We start from the raw sequence: 20761 nt of genomic DNA on the forward strand, positions 1-20761 counted from the left end.
CCTAAATAAAGCCTTTAAAAAACAGCCTTCTTAAAACTGAAGCTTACACTCATTAATTACTAACCATAGAAGAGTTGCTATCAATTTGATCTTTTTCATATAAACTGCGATACACATCACAGTTCCTGATGAGGTCCGAATGATTTCCAATCCCGTCGACTGCACCATTATTAATCACCAAAATTTTCCCTGCATGTTTTGCAATTTCTACCTTATGAGTGATAAAGATGCTAATTTCATTAGTAGCCAATTTAAAGAAACTTTCGAATATATGTTTCTCGGAAATTGCATCTAGGGCTGAACTTGGTTCATCTAACAAAAATAAAGATGCTTCCCTATAGTAGGATCTTGCAATTGCTACCTTCTGCCATTGACCTCCTGATAATTGTGTTCCATCATCAAACCAATTGCCCAGTTGAGAGTTTAATTGATATGATTTATTCCCATCCTTTAAAAAAGTGACATTTGCCATTTCCAATGTTTTATTTATTTTTTCCGGATCATTCATATTTGAAGTATCCCCCACAGAAACATTGTCTCCAAGTGTAAATTCATACTTTAAATAATCTTGAAAGAGGACAGATATACATTTTCTATAAGATTCATGGTCAATTCTTTTAAGCTCTATACCATTAATTAAAATTTCACCACTATAATTAGTGTATAATCCGCAGATTAATTTGAGTATGGTACTTTTTCCTGATCCATTGACACCGATAATCGCAAGTAAATCTCCCTTTTTGATACGAAAAGATACATTCTCTAAGGAATTTTTACTTCCATCATAACTGAATGAAACATTTCTAAATTCAATCTCATCAATAGAATTTATTTTAATTTTATTAGAATCTACTGTTTCTATTTCAAGATTTAAAAACTCATCTAGTAGTTCCATGTATAAGTTACTCTCATACAGCTGATAAATGCTATTTATTAATGATTGACTATTAGATTGAACCATACTAATCGATTTAATATAAGTTGCTACATTACCTATTAATAATTTTCCTGTAAATGCACTAATTACAGCAATGAAAACAACAACACCCATGCAAATATCTTGAATCGTATTAAAAATAAATCCATATATCATTTTCTTTTTATTAATACCATTATCTTGGTCTCTAAAGCGTTGTTTAAGCCTCCAAAACCGGTTTAAAAAATAGTTTCTCAAACCATACATTCTTATTTCTTTAAAAGAAAAATCGTGCGTCATCAAATAGCTGATGTACCAGGCTTCTCTTTCTGAATTACTTCTTTCAAAGTGAATCTTAAAGTTCTCTTGTGCAATTTTTAAGTAATAAAACAAAGATAAAAACGGGAGTAAAAAGAGGATTATTATTAGGTATGGTTTCCATAATAGCAAAATAATCGATGAAGATATGATAGTTACACATGCTGAAATAATTCCCAACAAGGCCTGAAAAGTTTGAAAGGGCCTATATCCAACTTCATTTTCCAGGCGTGTAAGTTTATTATATATATCTGAATTCTCAAAATCCCTCATTGAGAGCAAGCTACTTTTTTCGATAAGCAGAAAGTTTATTTTATATTCAAGTAGAAGCCGTAACTTACCATTAAAATAAGACGATATATTATTCAACCACTCAGAAAACAAATTAAATCCCAAATAGATAAATAACATAATACATATTTCTTCAAGTAAGCTCTTTTTTAACTCAATTGCATTCAATAGCTGTTGAAACAATAAGACAGATACGACTGAAGTCAAAGAGGTTCCAATTGTAAGGATTACTACAAAATAAAAATTTCTACCAGTTATATTAAAAATCATCTTAATCGTCTTGCACAAAAGCGTTAGATTCTTCTTAATACTTTGCATTATTATCATTCCGTTTTATTTTTTTTGTTAGCAATTTATTATACAAATTTTAAGACTCATCATTTTTCTGTATGCAGTTCCTTTCATCCCAAAATTATGTATAGATTAAAAGGACTCTAGCACTTAACCTATTATTTCTTAGGCTAGCAGTTAAGCGCTAAAGCCCTAAGACGAACAATTCAGCTTTTAATTAGAACAATATATTACGCAGTTGTTGTGAAGCAAACCCACTTCCAACAAGATCCTGGGGTACATAAATATCTACTTCCGACTTCCGGTTTGACTACATCTTTTTCACTTGCTTGTTTTACGTTTAAATCAAAATCATCAAATTTTGGCAATTTCGGTCTCTCCCTTTCTAAATTTTTCGAATCTCTATTAGGTAATTTGCAAAACCTTTGTCTCATATTCATCCAATGGTTTAATTAATGATGTAGATCTAAAGAGTGTCTCAAAAACTATGTACTCCCTCCTATATCGTTGATTGAAAATTATCTCACTTTAACTCTTTAAGCAGTCGTTGTGAAGCAAACCCATTTCCAACAAGATCCTGGGGTGCATAAATATCTGCTTCCAACCTCTGGCTTAACCACATCTTTTTCACTTGCTTGTTTCACATTTAAGTCGAAATCATCAAACTTTGGCATTATCAGTCACCTCCTGTTAAGAACCATATTTTCAGAAGTACATAAGCTCAATTAAACCTTTTGAACCGGATTTTCTATATGATATTGGTTTTGCAATTTTGATAATATTAAAAAAATATCAAGATTTTATCAAGATTTTATATTTTTTTGATATTTTGCCCATTTAATGGTTTATTTCCCATACCAGGTATCTAATATTTTATGCTCATATCAAAAACACCCTTTTTCCTTATTTCGATCAAAAGCAAAAGGGCAATGAGGTTTTCGGATACAACTTTATTACTCTCAGATTATTTCATACTAGCGAGAATTTGCTCCACAGTGATGGTAAAGTGTTACTAGTATGCAGGTTAATCTCTGCTGTCATTCTTTGACGTTACCGAAGGTATAGTTTTAATTTTCAAAGGCAATGATCAATATGCTGTCTTATGTTGCTGTGAATTGAATCCATCAAAGTTTTGAGTTTTTATTTTAAGGAATTTGTAAATTCATCATCTCTTCTATACATAAAGCATCAGCCGTAACTAAACCAATGAATCAAAACAAAATGTAATATCACATTGAATAATTCCCCACTTCATCATCTGGATACACAAGTATGAATCATTTTTAATATAGAACTCTTGGAACGCACGCCACAAACGCTGAGTCATTTGCTGACCGGATGATCAGGCTCATGGATCAATTGCAATGAAGGCGAAGCAACGTGGAGCGCCTTTGATGTCATCGGTCACCTGATCGAAGGGGAAAAGAATAATTGGATCCCGCGGATTGAAATGATCATCACAAAGGGAGAAACGGAAACATTTCCTTTGTTTGACCGTTTTGGCCAGATGGAGAAAAACGCTGAGAAAACCATTGAGCAGCTGCTTAGCGACTTTACGGATCTTCGCCGGGAAAACCTGGGGACATTGCGACGGCTGATTCATTCACAGACTGATTTCGAACAAACGGGCATACACCCTGAGTTTGGAATCGTCAAACTTAGAGAACAGATCTCAACATGGGTTGCACACGATCTTACTCACATCTCCCAAATTGCAAGAGTGATGGCGAAGCGGTATCAAGAGGATGTCGGGCCTTGGAAGGCTTATTTGCGGATTTTGAACAGTTAACATTGTTATTCTAGAACCTGATCAAGCGCTCCTTTGAAGACGGCCCTTCAGACACCGTTTGTCATCGAACCAATTCTTGAGCCGCGGCCTTCTTTAATGCACTTTAGAAGTTCTTCTGAACATTAAAAAAGCCCCCCCTTTGGTTAATCCCGCCAAAGGGGGGCTTCTCATTTTGGTTTCAATTAGCCTTTAAGATGACTGAACTTTGCTTTCGATTTGGCCTCAAGACTCAACTGCCCGTGCTGTCCTTCTGTTTTCATGTTGTTTAAAATATTCACTTTGCAACTGACCCATATGCACAATGTCATGCCATACACCTTCCCTGAACAGGGCCTCCCGACTGGTTCCCTCATGGCTAAATCCTAATTTCTCATACAAACGAATCGCTTTTTTATTGAAGGAAAACACTCTAAGATAAACCCGGTGCAGATTCATTTCTAAAAACGCATAGTTCAATAGCAATATCAATGCTTCGCTTCCGTAGCCTTTGCCCCAAAAATCCTTCTCTCCAATGTCGATAATACATTCAGCATTTCTGTTCTTATCATCAATATTGATTAATGATGTAATGCCAATCGGTTTTTCATTTTCCTTCTCAATCATCATATAACTTTTGGCCGTATTGGCGCCCAGGATCACTTGTTCAATAAAGTCTCTTGTTGCGTCAATCGTATAAATATCTAAAGAAGGGTTCGTATTTCGCATCACTTCGATATCATTTCTCCATGTATGGTAAAGCTCTGCATCATCTATCGTAACTTTTCTCAGCTTCACCCTGGAAGACTCGAATAACATGACTGTTCACTCCTTTTTTGTCGGTTTCATCATTTGTTCAAGAGAAAAAAGCAATACAGACAATTGCTCCTTAACTTTTGTGTTTGCATTCCCCAGTTGAAAGGTATCCAGCATTAAACCATTAATGAACGAAATGAGATACCGCGCGATAAGTGCAGGGGGCAGCTGGAGTTGAAATTCACCTCGTTCCACCCCTTTATAAATTGCTTTTTCAATAGCACTGGCAGTTCGCTCGTAGCGTTCAGAAATATAAGGGAAATTCCCTTTATTTTTTACAAACTTTGAGGAAATGAAAAATTCAGCTCTCGCAACCAATAGAGAATGATCCACTTCTTCAATTTGAATCTGCCACCCTTCTATCCAGCGTTTGATGGCTGGCCACAACGGTCTCTCATCTAAAAATAGATCGATATTATCCTGATCATCTAATTTAAGAACTTCGATAAAAATATGATCAATATTATCAAAGTAATTATAAAGAGTTCCCCTGGAAACATTGGCTTCATCCATAATATCCTGCATCGTGGTGTTAATATATCCGTTTTTGATAAACACTTTCTTAGCCGCGTTTAATAGTGTGCTTTTCTTTTCCTCCCTATATTCTTCATCGACTTTCGGAGCCATATTGATGTCACCCTCCTTTTAGATCAAAAATTAAAAAACTATACACGTGTGTCATTTTTATAGTTCGATTATAAATGACACGAGTGTATAGTTTCAATCTTAAAATGGAAAACGTTGCGGATTTTCCGGAGCATTCTTTACCATGTGTGCTTTTTTCCAAAATAGATGTTTGTGTTAAAAACTAACGGCTCCTGTTTACAGCGTATTCCAAGTTCTTATACGCCATTATTCTGCATAGTGCTATGACGAATGAAGCCAATGAACCTTCAAAGCTAATCAAGGCAGCGGATTATTGACTGACTTCTTTTACATTTGGTGCTTTCAGTTTAGTATCTGAATGAGAAGTCAGCAAAAAAACAACAACAGCAATCGCAACCCCCAACGCTCCAATCCAGGTAATAGAGGCCAATGATACATTCTCTACAAAAATACCCCCTACTCCTGCACCTGCAGCCATAGCCAATTGCATCATCGACTGATTGATGCCAAGCAAGACACCTGACAATTCCGGTTCTAGCGTCGCTAAGTGATATTGCTGCGTCGGGCCGGTAGACCATGCGGCAAACGACCATAATATGAGGATGATCAATACGCCGATATATGAGTGGGTGACGAGCGACAGCAAAATCAGTGTGATGATATGCAATGTCATCCCGCTAACAAGTGTAAAGGGCACTCCCCATCTATCAGTGCTATATCCCCCAAACTTCGATCCAACCAAGCTCGCGATTCCAAATATAAGCAAAACTCCGCTAAGCAGGTTGCCGCTTATCCCTGAAATATTCAGGAGGTACGGTGACAAGTAGGTGTAAGCAATGGCATATCCCCCGAGCCAGAAAAAAGTGACGGACAATCCCATCGCCACTTTTCGTTTCCTCAAAAGGGAAAGCTGCTGAAGCAAAGGGACGGACTTATCCCCTTCCGTATGCGGGAGAGTCAAGAATATAATGATCATGGCAATTAACCCCAATAAAGCAATTCCGCCAAATACAGATTTCCAGCCCAACGCTTCAGCTGTCATTCTTCCGAGTGGAACACCAATGATAAGAGAAGCGGTAAATCCCATGACGACGGTAGCGATCGCGCTGCCCTGTTTGCCTTCCGGAGCGATCTTGGCGGCAATCGTTAATGCGGTGACAACAACCATTCCCGCCCCCAACGCCATAATAACCCGTGCTGCAATAAACCAGCCGTAACCAGGCAAGGCAAAGGCCAGGATATTTCCGAGCACAAACAAACCGAGAGAATATATCATTAATTTGCGTCTATCGATACTTGCCGTCAACGCCATAAGAATCGGTGTGAAAATGGCATACACGAGTGAAAAGATCGTAATGAGCTGGCCCGCGGCCGCTATGGTAATCCCAAGTGTATGCGCAATATTATCCAGAATACCGGAAATGATGTACTCTGAGGTTCCCACTAAAAAACTGATAATGGCCAAAATATAAATTTTCCAGGTGTTAGACATAGTCGTTCACTCCTTAAGTTTTTGCATTCACATATCACGAAATACCGATACGATAATTTTAAAAATAAACACATCGCAATATGTCGATATGTATGGTGTAAAAATAAACATCTTGAGATGTTTATTTTTATATCTCCGTTTTTAGAAAGTCGGCCAGTTTTTTAATGGCCTCTTCATCTCTTTTGTAGTAAGTAAACTTACCGATTCGCTCCGCCTTAATTAAGCCGGCTCTTAACAGGATGGCGAGATATTGGGAAGCCGTCGACTGCGTCATTTTCAATTTGTCTGTAATTTGGCTGACACATACCCCGATTGTGTTCATATCAATCCCTTCATGGGGTGTAAAATGACGATCAGGCTCCTTCAGCCATTGCAAAATCTGCAACCTTGATTCATTGGATAAAGCTTTGAAAATTTCAATTGGTTCCATACGGATTATTATATCGTGATATACCGATATGTCAATACGTAATTTAACTTTGGATGTTTGTCTTAAAAACACCCCTTTGGTCAAGCCAAAGGAGGGCATCTTCCATCAAAATCATCTCTTTTCCGGACAAGGGACGTTCTCCATTATTCATTGTTAACAAAATAAGAAATTAGACCTTTCCAAAACGCAGTTTCCGGCCGCAGAACACATGTCGCGCTGTTCTGTCCGTGGAATAACGAAGCCTTGCTTTCAACCGCTTATTCCTGCTCGATAAACAGATAATTCTCAGTGCGGGCCACAGTAGAAAACAGCACCAGGAATACCTTCCATCCCCGGATCGGACTTCCGCATCTAAACTTCAGCACTTTTCCTTCATCTAAGGTAAACCTTAATGTTTGGCTTGTGCACCAATCAATTTTCACTTGAATAGCATGTTCGCCAGGCTGTAAATCAATTCGCAGCCTTCCGCCATCTTTGATTTTTCCCATCTCGACACCATCAATCAGCACAGAAAAACCTCTCATTTTATTAATGTACTGTGATGTCCTGCTAATTTCAATGTACGTCTCTTGATTCACAATTACACATCCTTAAAATAATTAAGATCCCACACACGGACGCCGTTAAGGAGCGCCTTGTCATGCCGCTGCATGAACCGATAAATTCGCTAGTTTAAACAATTTAAAGCCTATTTAAGGTTACCAAAAAACGTCACGCGCTCCAAGTAAGACATCAAAAAAACAGCTCTATTCCCTATCAGGCCCGGCTGGTTCAGTGCCATTGCCAACAGAATTCTCGCTTCTTATTTCGATTAAAATAAAAAAGTACAGCATTAAAAAATCTGCGGCTGCAGGGAACCTCGTTTTGGCGCACATCTGCCACATTGGGGTGAGGATATACTTTTAAAAATTTAATCACGCATTGTATATATTGTTTATATTGTATATAATGTGTATATTGAGGCGTAGACAATTAAAAGAGGTTTTGAAATGAAAATTATAATTTCGAATAATTCAAAGCAACCCATTTATGAGCAAATTTACACTCAAATTAAGGATCATATTCTTGCAAATGAATTAAAACCGGGACAGCCGCTGCCTTCTATGCGCCAATTAGCAAAGGATATGAATGTAAGTCTTATTACGTCGAAGCGCGCCTATGAAGAACTCGAGAAGAATGGGTTCATTTATTCTGTGGTCGGGAAAGGCTCTTTTGTATCAGTTCAGAATGACGAAATGATGAAGGAAGGAAAAATGAAAGCGATTGAAGAGCAATTGTTGGCAGCAATTAAAAATAGTAAAGACATTGGCATTACCCTTACAGAATTAAAAGAATTGCTTACCATTTTATATCGGGAGGAAGAATGATGGACAATGTAATTGAACTCCGGCATGTTCATAAATCGTTCGAATGTTTTCATCTTAAGGACTTTTCAATGACGGTAAAAAAAGGGTTTGTCACCGGATTTATAGGCGGCAATGGTGCAGGAAAATCGACAACAATTAAATTGATCATGAATTTATTGCAGCCTGACAGCGGGACGATTAAGGTGTTTGGCTTGAATTACAAGGAGCATGAGAAAGAAATCAAACAACGAATCGGTTTTGTATTTGATCACAATGTATTCTATGAACATTTAACATTTACCGAAATGAAAGAACTTATAAAAAGAGCCTATGTCAATTGGGATGATCAAGTTTTCAATGATTATGCAAAAACATTTAACTTGCCGCTAACGAAGAAAATCAAGACGTTCTCAAAAGGGATGATGATGAAAGCTTCATTAGCCATCGCTTTGTCCCATCATGCGGAATTAATTATTATGGACGAACCGACGTCCGGGCTGGATCCGATTTTCCGCCGGGAGCTGTTGGATATCTTGCATCAACTCATTCAGGATGGGGATAAAACGATCTTTTTTTCGACTCATATTACGACTGATTTAGATACGATTGCAGATTATATCACGTTCATTCATAAAGGAGAGCATATCTTTACAAAGGACTTTTATGAAATTGAGGAAGAGTATGCGATTGTCAAAGGCGGAATGGAGTTATTAGACAGGGAGACGGAACAGGAATTTATAGCGGTTCGAAAATCAACTCATGGATTTGAAGCATTGACTGCGAATAAATCACGAACAGAAAAAATCTTTGGGGACATGGCGTTAATAGAAAAACCGACTCTTGAAGATATTATGTTCTATACGAAGAAAGGAGCCAAAGAACATGTTCAACTTAATACGTAAGGATATTGTCTTGCAGAAAAAAACGTTGGCGGCTTCGTTTTTGGTATTATGTGTTTATTTAATGTTAGATATTTCTCCAATCTGGGTTGGGGTTGTATTTAGTATAGTTATATCGATGTATGCCTTTTCAATAGATGAAAAGTCTTCTATACATATGCTTCTCAATTCTTTGCCTTATACACGGAAGGAGATTGTCAGTTCAAAGTATATTGTCGTCGTTCTCTTTACATGTATGGTGGCTGCAGCCATATTTATCGTAAACTTTATCATTCACCGGGAACTTACGATCTGGAAAGACATTTTGCTAATGGTCGCCATTGTGATGACAGCTGCTTCATTCATGCTGCCATTCTGTTATAAATTCAAAAGTAACTATCTGTTGATTGCTTCTATTGTTGCATTTGGCTTGTATATGCTAACGATTAACTTTGTTGTCCATAATTTGAACGATCAAATCAGAGAGTTCATTCACATGCTTCTAACCTTACAAAATACTTCTCTGTATCTGATCGTTGCCATATCAATTATTACGCTGTACGGGTGTTCATGGCTTCTGTCGATTCGGATTTATAGAAATAAAGTGTTTTAAAAAGGATCGGGATGCTTTCGACTTGCCAATCTTTTTTCATCATTGACAACTCTACATGGTCAGCCTGTTTTCATTCGGAGTATATCAGATAAAAAACTGCACCGTCACACTTTTCGTCAGGTTGTTACGGTGCGAGCCCGGTTGAACTTCCAGCAACAGCACTTGCCTCAACGACCTATTCCTGCTTAATAAACGAATACTCTTTCTCAACTTGGAATATAAGGCCGTTACAATCCAAAAATATTGTTAGAGAACCTCTACAACAGGAACAAACTGGACGGCCAATTCTCTAAAAAAGCAGCTGAATTATAGTGCATCTATATCGACAGGAAATGTTCGTCCAAAAAACATTAGAGCGAATGGAATATTTCAGGAAAAAGCAGTAGGAAAGAGATGAAATGCTGAGTAAGACTCTCCGCTGTTTTCTAAAAAAACAAAAAAATGCTTGCAGCCTGTGAAGAAAGCGGCGGCTATTCTGGAAGTAAATAAAAACGAAGGCCGGATGGCCCGCTGACCCTGATTTTAAATTGATTTTTTGGTGAAGGAACTTATAAGCTTTGAGCGAAATAATATAATTCAACTATAAATCAAAAAATGGAGGTGCAATATGAAGCAATATAAAGTTCTATTTCTCTTGTTTGTTCTATTTCTCGCAGGATGTTCAAGCACTAAAGAAAACAAATGGTTTGATAGCGAAGAAAAAGCCATTGAGTATGGTGCCAAAAGCGAAAATATAAGCAAGAACGATATTTTAGAAAAAGTTGATTTGGACGGTGAAAAAGTAATAGTTTTCCGATTCACTGAATCTGCCGGAAAAGGCATTTGCATCGCTAACATCATCCACAAAGACAACAAATATCAGTGGAATCGCGACTTCCAGCATATAATTTTAAAATCAGAAAAATCCAATATAGGCAATTTAGATGTTTCAGCTAAATTCAAAACACCTCAAGGAAAGAAATACAAGCTATACATAGGCGTTGCCGATAAGCCCAATTTCACTTTTGAAACTGATGAAGGTCTTGATACTACACCAACAATCGATGAAAAAACAAAAATGTACTACTATATAATGGCTGAATAGTCGAATTTCGGATTTATTTGTCGAAGGAAAATATCACAAACACCTCCTTTTATCTGGTAATATGGTTCCAAAAGGAAAATAAGGGGGATTTTGAATGAAATTGTCTATCAAAGGGCTAGTAGCTTCTAGCGCCTTAGTACTTGGTTTGTCTTTTTCTCTTCCTGCTTTTGCAGAGGAAAATACCGAACCTACAGAACCAGAGCGCTTTTACGATTCCGAATTTGATGCTGAAATTATCGCCTATGAAAATACTGAAAATGGACTTGTACCTCTGACAGAAGAAGAATATAGGTCATTTACTGAAGAGCAAGAAGTCGAAGAACCGGAATTAGAATACTCCGACACAGATGAATTTAATCTTTTAAAACCTGTAGTAGCTGGAGATTTTAAAACACAAGACTACAGAGAGTACTGGAAGTATTCCGAATCCAAAGTTACTACATATACGGGAAATCCTATCCAAGCAACCTCAACGATTAAATGTAATACTTCTGGAGGTTGTAGCATTAGCAAAAATATCTCAGTCACAGTATCATCTTCCTTCAGTGTAAATACTCAGGCAGAAAAAAACGCAATTAAAGCCGGTGTCTCTTATACATGGGTGAACAGCGCCACTTCCTCAAGTACGTATACTTTCAAGCTTAAAAAAGGTGAAAATGGCTATATTGCATTTAAACCTACAAAAAGAAAGTCTACCGGAAAACTTAAAAGATATTCTAACTGGGATGGATATCTATACAGCAAGTCTGCTTATTGCAGAAACCCTGTTAAACTGTCAAACGGGGAAGCAAAAGGCACTTATGTATTCGTTCACAAAAAATAGCGTGAAATCAAAGAGAGTAGGTCTGGAGGCCTGCTCTCTTACTTGTATATGTAGTTCTTGATTTCGGTATGCCAATAGACCATAACTAAAAACACCGCCGTTTGATATCCTTGTCATCGTCTTCCTTTGATTGAATATGCCAAGGCACCACCATCTTTGATCTTTCCAGCCTCGACACCATTAATCAGCACTGAAAATCGCCTCATTTTATTGACGTACTGCGATGTTCTCCTAACTTCAATGTATGTCTCCTTGTTCACGATTACACATCCTCAAAAAGATTATTATGTATACGAGCATTGTTCAAACCGCCCTGTCATGCCGCTGTGCGAACGGGCTTCACTTCTAGTTTAAGTGCTTTTTATAGTCCTTTTAAGACTGCCAAAAATATAGCGGATGGACCACTCCGGTTTAATTTTGGGTTCACTTCTGGATTCGTCTTCATCAAAATGAACTGCGGGTGACAATCAACTTCCGTCCTTCAACTCAGACTTATTATTCTTTTAATCATAAAAATACCCCTTTAGATCATCAAATCCAAAGAGGTAAAACATCGTGAGGGTTCCTTATCCTGCGATTCATTCCTCATTCTGTATAAATCACTTTTCTTAAGCCGTTATAAGCTGTTATACCTTTTTGTTCAATCAGCTCAGTGATTCGTAAACACTTTTAAATTAATGATTGGCGGTATTTTTTCCGCTTCCCCGATCGGGTCATGTTCATATGTTTTTGATACTGTTTTAGATTCCAGACCATCTACCTGCGAATAGACTTTAAAAGAACCTCGCCATTGCTTTCAATAACACCTTTATACCAATAGAATGATTTTTTCTTCATTCTCTTCATCGTACCGCTCCCATCATCGTGCTTGTCAACATAAATAAAGCCATAACGCTTAGAGAACTCCCCGGTAGAGGCGCTCACTAAGTCAATGCACCCCCAACTTGTATAGCCCATTAAATCAACACCATCACCAATAGCCTCGCGCATTGCTTCGATGTGACTGCGCAAATAATCAATTCGATAATCATCATTTATGGAGCCATCTTCTTCAACCTTGTCGTAAGCACCCAAGCCGTTTTCCACGACGAAGAGCGGCACTTGGTAACGGTCATATAGTTTATTCAATGTGATGCGTAAACCTGTCGGATCAATTTCCCATCCCCAGTCACTTGCTTTTAAAAATGGATTTTTTACTCCTTTTAGCAGGTTGCCAGGGGTCAAATCAAGTCCAGTTTTATCTTTCTTCTCTGTTAAAGACATATAATAGCTTAGCCCGATATAGTCAACTCGATGTTCTTTGATTAATTTCAGGTCACCATCGCGGATATCTAGAGATATGTTGTGTTTTTTAAAAAAACGCTCCGCAAATGGAGGATATTCTCCTCGAACTTGTACATCTCCACAGAAATAATTAAAGATGCGTTCCTCCTCCATAGCGTACAGGACATTCTCAGGATTACAATCATATGAATAGACAGGTGCTGAGATGATCATAGACCCAATTTTAGAATCTGGAATTATTTCATGGCATGCCTTAACAGCAAGACTGCTTGCCACAAATTGATGATGGAAAGCTTGGAAAATCGGTTGATATTCATCTTTTCCCTTTTCAATCGAAAAGCCCATGCTCATGATCGGGAAGTGCAAGGCACTATTAATCTCATTAAAGGTCATCCAGTATTTCACTTTGTTTTTATAGCGATTGAAAATAGCATTGACATAACGTTCAAAAAACGTAATAACTTCTCGGCTTCTCCACCCGCCATATTCTTTTACAAGATTCAACGGCATTTCATAGTGGGAAATCGTTACGACTGGCTCAATTCCATACTTGTGTAATTCATCAAATACACGGTCATAAAACGCAAGTCCTTCTTCATTTGGCTCTAACTCCGTTCCATTCGGGAAGATGCGGGACCAAGCAATTGACATACGATAAACTTTGAAGCCCATTTCAGCAAATAATGCGATATCCTCTTTGTAACGATGATAAAAGTCTATTCCTTCATGATTTGGATAATACTTTTTCTCATTAATTTCAAAATTGAAACCTGGTTCTTTTAATACTTTTAGTCTCTCTTTACCCCCGGGAAGAACATCAGCGATGTTTAACCCTTTGCCCCCTTCAAGATAACCGCCTTCCATTTGGTTGGCCGCAGTCGCTCCTCCCCATAAAAAGTTTTCAGGAAATTTAGTTTCAGATTGATTCATTGTCATTACCCCCATTATCTAAATCTGCATACAAATAAATTTTCTCCTCTTGATACTGCTTGTTGATCTACGTGTACAATCTCGTCGACTTTATCAGAGTAATTTGTAATGACGATCGGTGTAATAATCTCCTTATTCTCATTTCTTAAAAATGAAATATCAAAATTTAATAAAGGATCTCCCACTTTAACAGTTTGACCTTCTTTAATGAAAACATTAAATCCCTCACCATTGAGTTCTACTGTCTCCAATCCAATATGCAAAAGGATGTCTAACCCCGAAACAGATTTAATGCCAATCGCATGTTTTGTGTGAAAAACTTGAACGACTTCTCCTTCAACAGGAGATACAAGCACACCTTCTTCCGGTATGACGGCGACACCATCCCCCATCATTTTTTCTGAGAAGACAGGATCCGGCACCTGCTCTAGCGGTACCAATTGACCAGTAAGCGGAGAAAAAATCTCCTCCTTTTTTATTTTCTTTTTGCTTTTGAAGATCTTATCTAACATTTTCTTTAACCCCTAATTCATTATTTGAATTTCATAAAACGATTAATAGAAGATCGAAAAATACTTTTCGGGCTCTTCCCATTACATGTTAGAAACATAGTCAAAATCTTTTTTCTCCAATTATTAAAACGTCCGAGCCAAACATATGCATATCAATAATGGTTCTATTTTCTTCATATGACACGTCCGCTTCTCCAAAACGTCTATATTCTAAATCTATTACCGTGAATTCATAATCTTCAAGAAGCTTGTCTAGCTTTAAAACTGTGTTAACAGGAACATAAATGGCAATTTTAGTTGAATCACTGCTACTCGCAGCCCTTATCTCCTCTGTGTTTTTTAACACGATATCCAGCGGTTCCAAGTCATAAAGATCATATAATTTAAATATCTTCTTGGCGAACGCATAATCCCAGGCACCTTCAAACTTCAATGCATCTTTCCAATCATAGGGTCTGTCAAAAGCTTCGCCAATTAGTCCGAAACTTTTCCCCTTCTTATGCCAGCTCCATATTCCGTGAGCTCCATATGTAATGCCTGCACTGGCACCTGATAATAAACTTTGCCATGCAGCTTTTCTGACATCAAACTGCCCAAATCGTCCGTATAAATTTCTGCTATAACCGATTTGTTCATAACATGGCTCTGAATTAAGGGAAGGTCGTTTGACCGGCTTGTTGCTAAACTCTTCTGCAAGTTTGTAAGTCATATTTTGGAATTGGGCGTTATGCCCCGATTGAAACATATAAAAGTCTAATTTGTCACTATATAAAAACGCATCGGGTATTTCCTGCAATCTCCCTCTGATATGCAGAGTCGTTAGGCAATGCGGGCTTAATCGCTTTATTGTGTTTAAGGCTAACGAGTAATATTCAATGGCACGATCTGTTGGAAAATCAGTATCTCCACTCACCAAATAAATAGGATGATATTTAGAAAATCTAGCATCAACATACTTTATATAATCCTCAACTAATTCAAGAGGCATATTATTTACATCACTAATCTCAGATCCCCATGTATCCGGTACATAGTTACACCACAATAGGACGAGCGCTGGTACAAACCCTTTTTCCACTGCCATCGCAACCATCTTTTCAGCACGTTCAAAGTAAGCATCATTTCTCTTGTAGAAATTGAAGGAACCATCTTCCTTGTATTCAAACGGTTTTATATTCAAATCTGATTCACTGGCATCCCATTGTTGGAGAATATTGATTTGCAGTACATTAAAGCCTTGCATCTTTCTATAATCAAGATAATCTCCCCACTCCTCCAATGTAGCATTGGTGAATGCACTCCATACTGTATCTGCTAAAAAAAAGAACGTTTCCCCTTTTTCTGTTTCTAAATGTTGTTTACTTTCCGAAACCCTTAATTTTATCAATGAATTCCCCTCCCTATTCAAGAGAAGAGAAAATAGTTTTAAACTATTCTCCCTCCAAATTTAAAACTCTTAGGTTATGCCGACTTTTTTTGATCTTGATTTAATTGCATTTTTTGGCTGTACCCAAATAGGTAAGTTAAGATAAATGCAACTCCCAAAGCGACAATCAACGAAACAGCAAATCCATAAAATTCTGAATTGGCGCCTTCCGGATTAATAAACATCGGGATACCAAAAACTCCGCCGGATGCAAATCCTCCATACATCTTCCCGCTGAAGAACCCTGCGATTGCGCCACCTGCACCGCCTCCAATACATCCCATAATAAATGGCCGTTTAAGCGGTAAGTTAACCCCATAAATTGCAGGCTCGGTAATACCTAAAAATCCAGATAATGTAGCCGTTGCTGATAACGTTTTCATTTTAGTTTCTTTCGTTCTTAATGCAATGGCCAAAGCTGCTCCTGTTTGAGCAAAGACCGTACAATACAATAAAGCATTTATAGGATCGAAGCCTAAAGTTGTTATATTATTTATGAAGATCGGAATAAACGCCCAATGAAGTCCAAATATCACCGCAATTTGCCAAATTCCAGCAAGAATCAAGCCTGTAACAGCAGGGCTTAACGAATACAAAGCCATAGCTCCTTTAGCTAACAATTCGCTGGCATATACAGAAATCGGCCCTATTACAATAAATGATAAAGGAACAATGATCACTAATATGATTAAAGGAACAAAAATTAATTGCAATGACTTCGGAATGGCTTTAAGAAGCAATTTCTCGAATTTAGCTGTAATGAATGCAGCCAGTATAATCGGAATAACTGATTGCGTATAATTCATTAAGACAACAGGAATCTGAAGAAAAGTTAACGCTTCACCGGCATTATAAATTTCCAACATCGTAGGATAAACAAGAGTTGCTCCGATAACAGCTGTTGTATATTGATTCGTTTTAAATGTCTTACCGGCTGAGAATCCGAGTAAAATTGGCATGAAATAAAAGAATGCATCTGAGGCAGCAAATAAAATCTTGTAAACGCCCATTTCCTCTGATATCCACCCAAGTACTGTTAAGGCAACCAAAAATCCTTTTAAAATACCAGCAGCGGCTAATACCCCCATGACAGGCATAAATATCCCGGACATCAGCGCTACAAACTTGCTGAACAAACCCCCTTCTTCAACCGTTTCATCTGTATCTTCAGCAGTTTCTTTTCCGATTAATTTGGATACTTCAGCATACACATTGGGAACTTGATCACCGATTACAACTTGGTACTGACCGCCGCTTATTACAACTGTCATTACTCCAGGCAATTCTTTTATCACTTCTGTTTTCGCAAGAGACTGATCTTTAAGCTTGAACCTTAATCGTGTCACACAGTGTATCACGCTGTTGATATTCTCTTTACCGCCTACCTCTTGTATAATTTGCCTTGCTAGCTTTTCATAGTTCATATTTTAAGCCTCCAATCTCGTATTTACTACTAGCTATTTAAAATAAGCAGCAAAACATCTCTTAGTATTTGTAAGGCAAAATCAACTCCTCCTCCTCAACCACATGTACACAGAAAACTCAAGTTTTGCTCAGATGGCGTTGATACAGTGGCCATTCACTTAAAAAGTTTAGTTATCGATTATCCCTTTTACAGTGGTGCCTGCAATTCCGTTTAGATTAATAGCGAGTGAATAGCATGTTTCCATTCTGAATAGAATTGCTCTCTTGTTTCTTGAGTCATTTTTGGCTCAAAGATATGCTGTTCATTTCTTAATTGATTGATCTCTTCGATAGAATTCCACAACTTTATTCCAAGCCCACCAAGGTATGCAGAACCTAGGGCCGATAACTCAGAAACATTTGAAACAATCACTTTAATACCGAGCACATCAGATAGAAATTGCATTAAAAATGCATTTGATGTTGCTCCGCCATCCACTTTTAATTCTTTAACGGCAACATTCGTATCTTGATAGATAAGCTGTATAACATCTTTTACCTGGTACACGATGCTCTCTAATCCAGCTCTTATAATGTGAGATTTGTTTGTGTTTCTGCTGATGCCCGTAATACCGGCTCTTGTATTTGGACTCCAATAAGGCGCACCTAACCCTACAAATGCAGGTACTAAATATACGCCGCCGTTATCCTCTAACATGGCTGCCAATGACTCTGCTTCATCAAAGTCATCAAATAAAGTCAAATCATCTTTCATCCACTTTATAATGTCACCTGTCGTATGAATGATTCCTTCCAAAGCATATTTAACCTCTTTATTAAGGCCCCAGGCTATAGAAGTAACTAAACCGTCTTTAGCATCTACGAGCTCTTCTGTGAACACCATTACGGATGTTCCTGTTCCAAAAGTAGCTTTTGCCGTACCTTTATGAAAACATCGCTGAGCAAACAGAGCTGCTTGCGAATCACCTATAACACCCGAAATTGGAATTTTAGGTAGTAATAATTCGCTATCTTGAATGAATCCATATATGTCATCGGAAAATCTCACTTCTGGCAGCATCAATTTTGGTATATCAAAAATTTCGAGTAATTCATCATCCCAATTCAAGGAATTAATATTAAATAGCAGCGTTCTGCTCGCATTTGTCACGTCTGTAGCGTGAACGTTCCCATTTGTCAGCTTCCATAACAACCAACTATCGATCGTTCCGAGTAAAAGGTCGCCATTTTCCGCTCTCTCTCTGACACCCGAAATATTGTCTAGAATCCATTTTACTTTAGTTGCAGAGAAGTAAGGGTCTATCGTCAGACCTGTCTTCGAATGAACCTTTTCTTCATATCCTTTATCTTTCAAAAATGTACACATTGAAGCAGTTCTTCGACATTGCCATATGATTGCGTTATATACCGGCTCACCGGTTTGCTTGTCCCAAACAATAACCGTCTCGCGTTGATTCGTTATTGTAAGGGCTTTCACTTTGTCGATTATCTTTTGATTGGATTCAGCTATTGCATTGATTGCTGCCTTTACACTTTCGTATATCTCAATCGGGTCATGTTCCACCCAACCCGATTGAGGATATATTTGCTTGTGGCTTCCTGTCTTTCTTGCAACAACACTGCCTTGTTGATCGACAATAAGCGCCTTTGTGCCAGAGGTGCTTTGGTCTATAACAAGAATGTATTTCTCGTTCATTTCAGCAGCCTCCCTAGTTGCCCATCATTTCTTTAGCAATTGTAGAGACATTCGCAACACTCAAGCCATAATGTTCAAATACTTCTTTTGTATTGCCTGTGATCGCTGGCTCATCCGGGATACCAAGAATTTTGACAGGAACCGGGCAGTTTTGCGAAATAACTTCTGAAACGGCAGAACCAAGTCCGCCATAAATACTGTGTTCCTCTATCGTAATGATTCGTGCCGTTTCTTTAGCTGCTTTTATAACAGCCATCTCATCTAATGGCTTGATCGTATGCATATTTAATACTCTGCAACCAATCCCCTCAGATTGAAGTAAACAAGCTGTATCAAGCGCAATGCGTACAGTTTCTCCCGATGCAATAATGGTTAGATCGTTTCCTTCATGCATCGTAACTGCCTTGCCAATTTCAAAATCGTAATCTTCATTTATATAAGAATCCTCCACAGGGTTTCTGCCAATTCTCATATAAACAGGTGTATGATAATCCACTAAGGCTTCGGTCATTTTCTTGGCTTCATGACGATCAGCAGGCATCATGACGTGTAAATCTGGTATAGCTCTGGTCACAGCCAAATCTTGCAGGGAGTGATGTGACATACCAAGCGCTCCATAACTCACGCCGCCGCTAATTCCAATTAACTTAACATTCGTTCTTGAGTAAGCAATATCAACTTTAATCTGCTCTATGCTTCGCATGCTTAGAAAACAGGCCGGAGAAGCTACAAACGGTTTTTTTCCAGAGGCCGCCAAGCCTGCTGCAATACCTACTAAGTTTTGCTCTGCAATCCCTACTTCTACTAATTGATCGGGCAGCGCATCTGCGAATGGCGCCATGGACGCTGAACCTCTGGAATCACTTGTTAATACTAAAATATCTTTATTTTCTTTTGCCAAATGTAGCAGAGTATCACTAATAACTTTCCGATTTGCAATATTATTTCCAGGTTTCTTTTTAAGTGCTGCATGATTCATGATAATCCCTCCAATTGCTCAGAAAGTTCCTTCATAGCTAATTCATACTCTTCTTTAGTCGGAACGTGATGGTGCCAGCCAGCTACATTTTCTGCCAGTGATATTCCTTTTCCTTTAATTGTGTTGGCAAGGATGATTGTAGGTTTGCCAATCGTCTTGGGCACTTCATTTAGAACTTCTACTAGTTCAGCTATATCATTGCCATTTACTTCAACAACACTCCAACCAAAGCTCTCCCACTTTTTATCAAGCGGTTCATTACTCATCACGTCACTTGTACTGCCTGTGATCTGCAATCTATTTCTATCAATGATTCCTATTAAGTTATCCAGCTTATATTGTGATGCAGCCATAGCAGCTTCCCAAACAGAGCCTTCTGCCAGCTCACCATCCCCCATTAGCGTGAAGACTCTATAGGATTTATGATCCTTCTTAGCAGCTAAAGCCATCCCCACTGATACTGATAAACCATGCCCTAATGACCCAGTGTTCATTTCCACGCCCGGAACCTTATTATTTGGATGTCCTATTAATCTAGAGTTGAATTTAGAAAACGTCTTCAACTCTTCTTTCGGGAAAAATCCCCTGTCAGCTAACACCGCCCAATAAGACTCAACAGCATGACCTTTACTTTGAATATAACGATCCCTGTCTTCCCATGTTGGATTTTGCGGGTCGACATTCATCACATTATAGTAAAGAACTGTTAAAATATCGGTGTTTGATAAGGATGAACCAGTATGGCCTGTACCAGCTTCATAAATTGTTTCAAGCAACAACTTTCTGATTTCAGCAGCTTTACGCTTCAAAAATTTTATATCCTCCATAAATCTCCCTCCA

21 protein-coding genes are annotated in these 20761 nt (G+C 38.1%); 6 read left to right on the forward strand and 15 right to left on the reverse strand.

The features are described 5' to 3' along the window. Positions 1-52: 52 nt before the first annotated feature. The 3 genes from BTR1S_RS12930 to BTR1S_RS12935 form a co-directional block, all read right to left on the reverse strand. On the reverse strand, positions 53-1843 hold the full coding sequence (locus BTR1S_RS12930) for an ABC transporter ATP-binding protein (RefSeq protein WP_006639979.1): 1791 nt from the start codon (positions 1841-1843) through the stop codon (positions 53-55). A gap of 203 nt (positions 1844-2046) precedes the next feature. Beyond that, positions 2047-2256: a gallidermin family lantibiotic gene (locus BTR1S_RS23600; RefSeq protein WP_368409237.1), complete on the reverse strand. Its 210-nt coding sequence runs from the start codon at positions 2254-2256 to the stop codon at positions 2047-2049. 96 nt (positions 2257-2352) lie between these two features. Beyond that, positions 2353-2490, reverse strand: coding sequence for a gallidermin family lantibiotic (locus tag BTR1S_RS12935; RefSeq protein WP_006639978.1), 138 nt, complete (start codon positions 2488-2490; stop codon positions 2353-2355). 680 nt (positions 2491-3170) lie between these two features. Here BTR1S_RS12935 and BTR1S_RS12940 point away from each other — a divergent pair. Further along, positions 3171-3605, forward strand: coding sequence for a DinB family protein (locus BTR1S_RS12940; protein WP_326182373.1), 435 nt, complete (start codon positions 3171-3173; stop codon positions 3603-3605). A 222-nt stretch (positions 3606-3827) separates the two neighbouring features. Here the strand turns inward: BTR1S_RS12940 and BTR1S_RS12945 are convergent, their stop codons facing one another. The 5 genes from BTR1S_RS12945 to BTR1S_RS12965 all read right to left on the reverse strand — a co-directional run bounded on the left by BTR1S_RS12945 (position 3828) and on the right by BTR1S_RS12965 (position 7503). After that, positions 3828-4400, reverse strand: a complete 573-nt coding sequence (locus BTR1S_RS12945) for a GNAT family N-acetyltransferase (RefSeq protein ID WP_006639976.1) — start codon at positions 4398-4400, stop codon at positions 3828-3830. Between the two features lie 6 nt (positions 4401-4406). Then, positions 4407-5024: a TetR/AcrR family transcriptional regulator gene (locus BTR1S_RS12950; protein WP_006639975.1), complete on the reverse strand. Its 618-nt coding sequence runs from the start codon at positions 5022-5024 to the stop codon at positions 4407-4409. Between the two features lie 289 nt (positions 5025-5313). Then, complete coding sequence (locus BTR1S_RS12955) at positions 5314-6495, reverse strand: MFS transporter (RefSeq protein ID WP_029419491.1); 1182 nt, start codon at positions 6493-6495, stop codon at positions 5314-5316. Between the two features lie 127 nt (positions 6496-6622). Then, positions 6623-6925 (reverse strand): ArsR/SmtB family transcription factor, encoded by a 303-nt coding sequence (locus BTR1S_RS12960; protein ID WP_006639973.1) that lies wholly within the window; start codon positions 6923-6925, stop codon positions 6623-6625. Between the two features lie 257 nt (positions 6926-7182). After that, positions 7183-7503, reverse strand: a complete 321-nt coding sequence (locus BTR1S_RS12965) for a hypothetical protein (RefSeq protein ID WP_006639972.1) — start codon at positions 7501-7503, stop codon at positions 7183-7185. 411 nt (positions 7504-7914) lie between these two features. Between BTR1S_RS12965 and BTR1S_RS12970 the strand changes: the two genes are divergently transcribed. From BTR1S_RS12970 to BTR1S_RS12990, 5 genes are all read left to right on the forward strand, one after another. Then, complete coding sequence (locus tag BTR1S_RS12970; protein ID WP_006639971.1) at positions 7915-8292, forward strand: GntR family transcriptional regulator; 378 nt, start codon at positions 7915-7917, stop codon at positions 8290-8292. After that, complete coding sequence (locus BTR1S_RS12975; RefSeq protein WP_029419492.1) at positions 8292-9173, forward strand: ABC transporter ATP-binding protein; 882 nt, start codon at positions 8292-8294, stop codon at positions 9171-9173. Before BTR1S_RS12970 ends, BTR1S_RS12975 begins: the two co-directional genes overlap by 1 nt. Beyond that, positions 9154-9762, forward strand: coding sequence for an ABC-2 transporter permease (locus tag BTR1S_RS12980; protein ID WP_006639969.1), 609 nt, complete (start codon positions 9154-9156; stop codon positions 9760-9762). Before BTR1S_RS12975 ends, BTR1S_RS12980 begins: the two co-directional genes overlap by 20 nt. A gap of 607 nt (positions 9763-10369) precedes the next feature. Beyond that, the gene (locus BTR1S_RS12985; protein WP_006639968.1) at positions 10370-10846 is read left to right on the forward strand and encodes a hypothetical protein; all 477 of its coding nucleotides are present in this window, start codon (positions 10370-10372) and stop codon (positions 10844-10846) included. Between the two features lie 94 nt (positions 10847-10940). Continuing rightward, positions 10941-11669, forward strand: a complete 729-nt coding sequence (locus tag BTR1S_RS12990; RefSeq protein ID WP_006639967.1) for a DUF6060 domain-containing protein — start codon at positions 10941-10943, stop codon at positions 11667-11669. 756 nt (positions 11670-12425) lie between these two features. Here BTR1S_RS12990 and BTR1S_RS12995 read toward each other — a convergent pair. From BTR1S_RS12995 to BTR1S_RS13025, 7 genes are all read right to left on the reverse strand, one after another. Further along, positions 12426-13883, reverse strand: a complete 1458-nt coding sequence (locus BTR1S_RS12995; RefSeq protein ID WP_029419493.1) for a glycoside hydrolase family 1 protein — start codon at positions 13881-13883, stop codon at positions 12426-12428. Between the two features lie 14 nt (positions 13884-13897). Next, a complete protein-coding gene (locus BTR1S_RS13000) occupies positions 13898-14395 on the reverse strand; it encodes a PTS sugar transporter subunit IIA (RefSeq protein WP_006639964.1) in 498 nt (165 codons plus the stop codon). Positions 14396-14495: 100 nt separating this feature from the next. Then, positions 14496-15782, reverse strand: a complete 1287-nt coding sequence (locus BTR1S_RS13005) for a glycoside hydrolase family 140 protein (RefSeq protein ID WP_029419494.1) — start codon at positions 15780-15782, stop codon at positions 14496-14498. Positions 15783-15856: 74 nt separating this feature from the next. After that, positions 15857-17245 carry a PTS transporter subunit EIIC gene (locus tag BTR1S_RS13010; protein ID WP_006639962.1) on the reverse strand — a complete coding sequence of 463 codons (1389 nt, stop codon included), beginning with the start codon at positions 17243-17245 and terminating at the stop codon, positions 15857-15859. Between the two features lie 212 nt (positions 17246-17457). Continuing rightward, complete coding sequence (gene glpK / locus BTR1S_RS13015; RefSeq protein ID WP_006639961.1) at positions 17458-18942, reverse strand: glycerol kinase GlpK; 1485 nt, start codon at positions 18940-18942, stop codon at positions 17458-17460. A 13-nt stretch (positions 18943-18955) separates the two neighbouring features. Next, positions 18956-19921, reverse strand: coding sequence for a transketolase family protein (locus BTR1S_RS13020; protein ID WP_006639960.1), 966 nt, complete (start codon positions 19919-19921; stop codon positions 18956-18958). Then, positions 19918-20748 carry a transketolase gene (locus BTR1S_RS13025; protein WP_006639959.1) on the reverse strand — a complete coding sequence of 277 codons (831 nt, stop codon included), beginning with the start codon at positions 20746-20748 and terminating at the stop codon, positions 19918-19920. The genes BTR1S_RS13020 and BTR1S_RS13025 overlap by 4 nt, the downstream gene beginning before the upstream one ends. Positions 20749-20761: the final 13 nt, after the last annotated feature.

Origin of the sequence: Bacillus sonorensis NBRC 101234 = KCTC 13918 (assembly GCF_001592005.1) — a bacterium.
Classification (GTDB): Bacteria; Bacillota; Bacilli; order Bacillales; family Bacillaceae; genus Bacillus; species Bacillus sonorensis.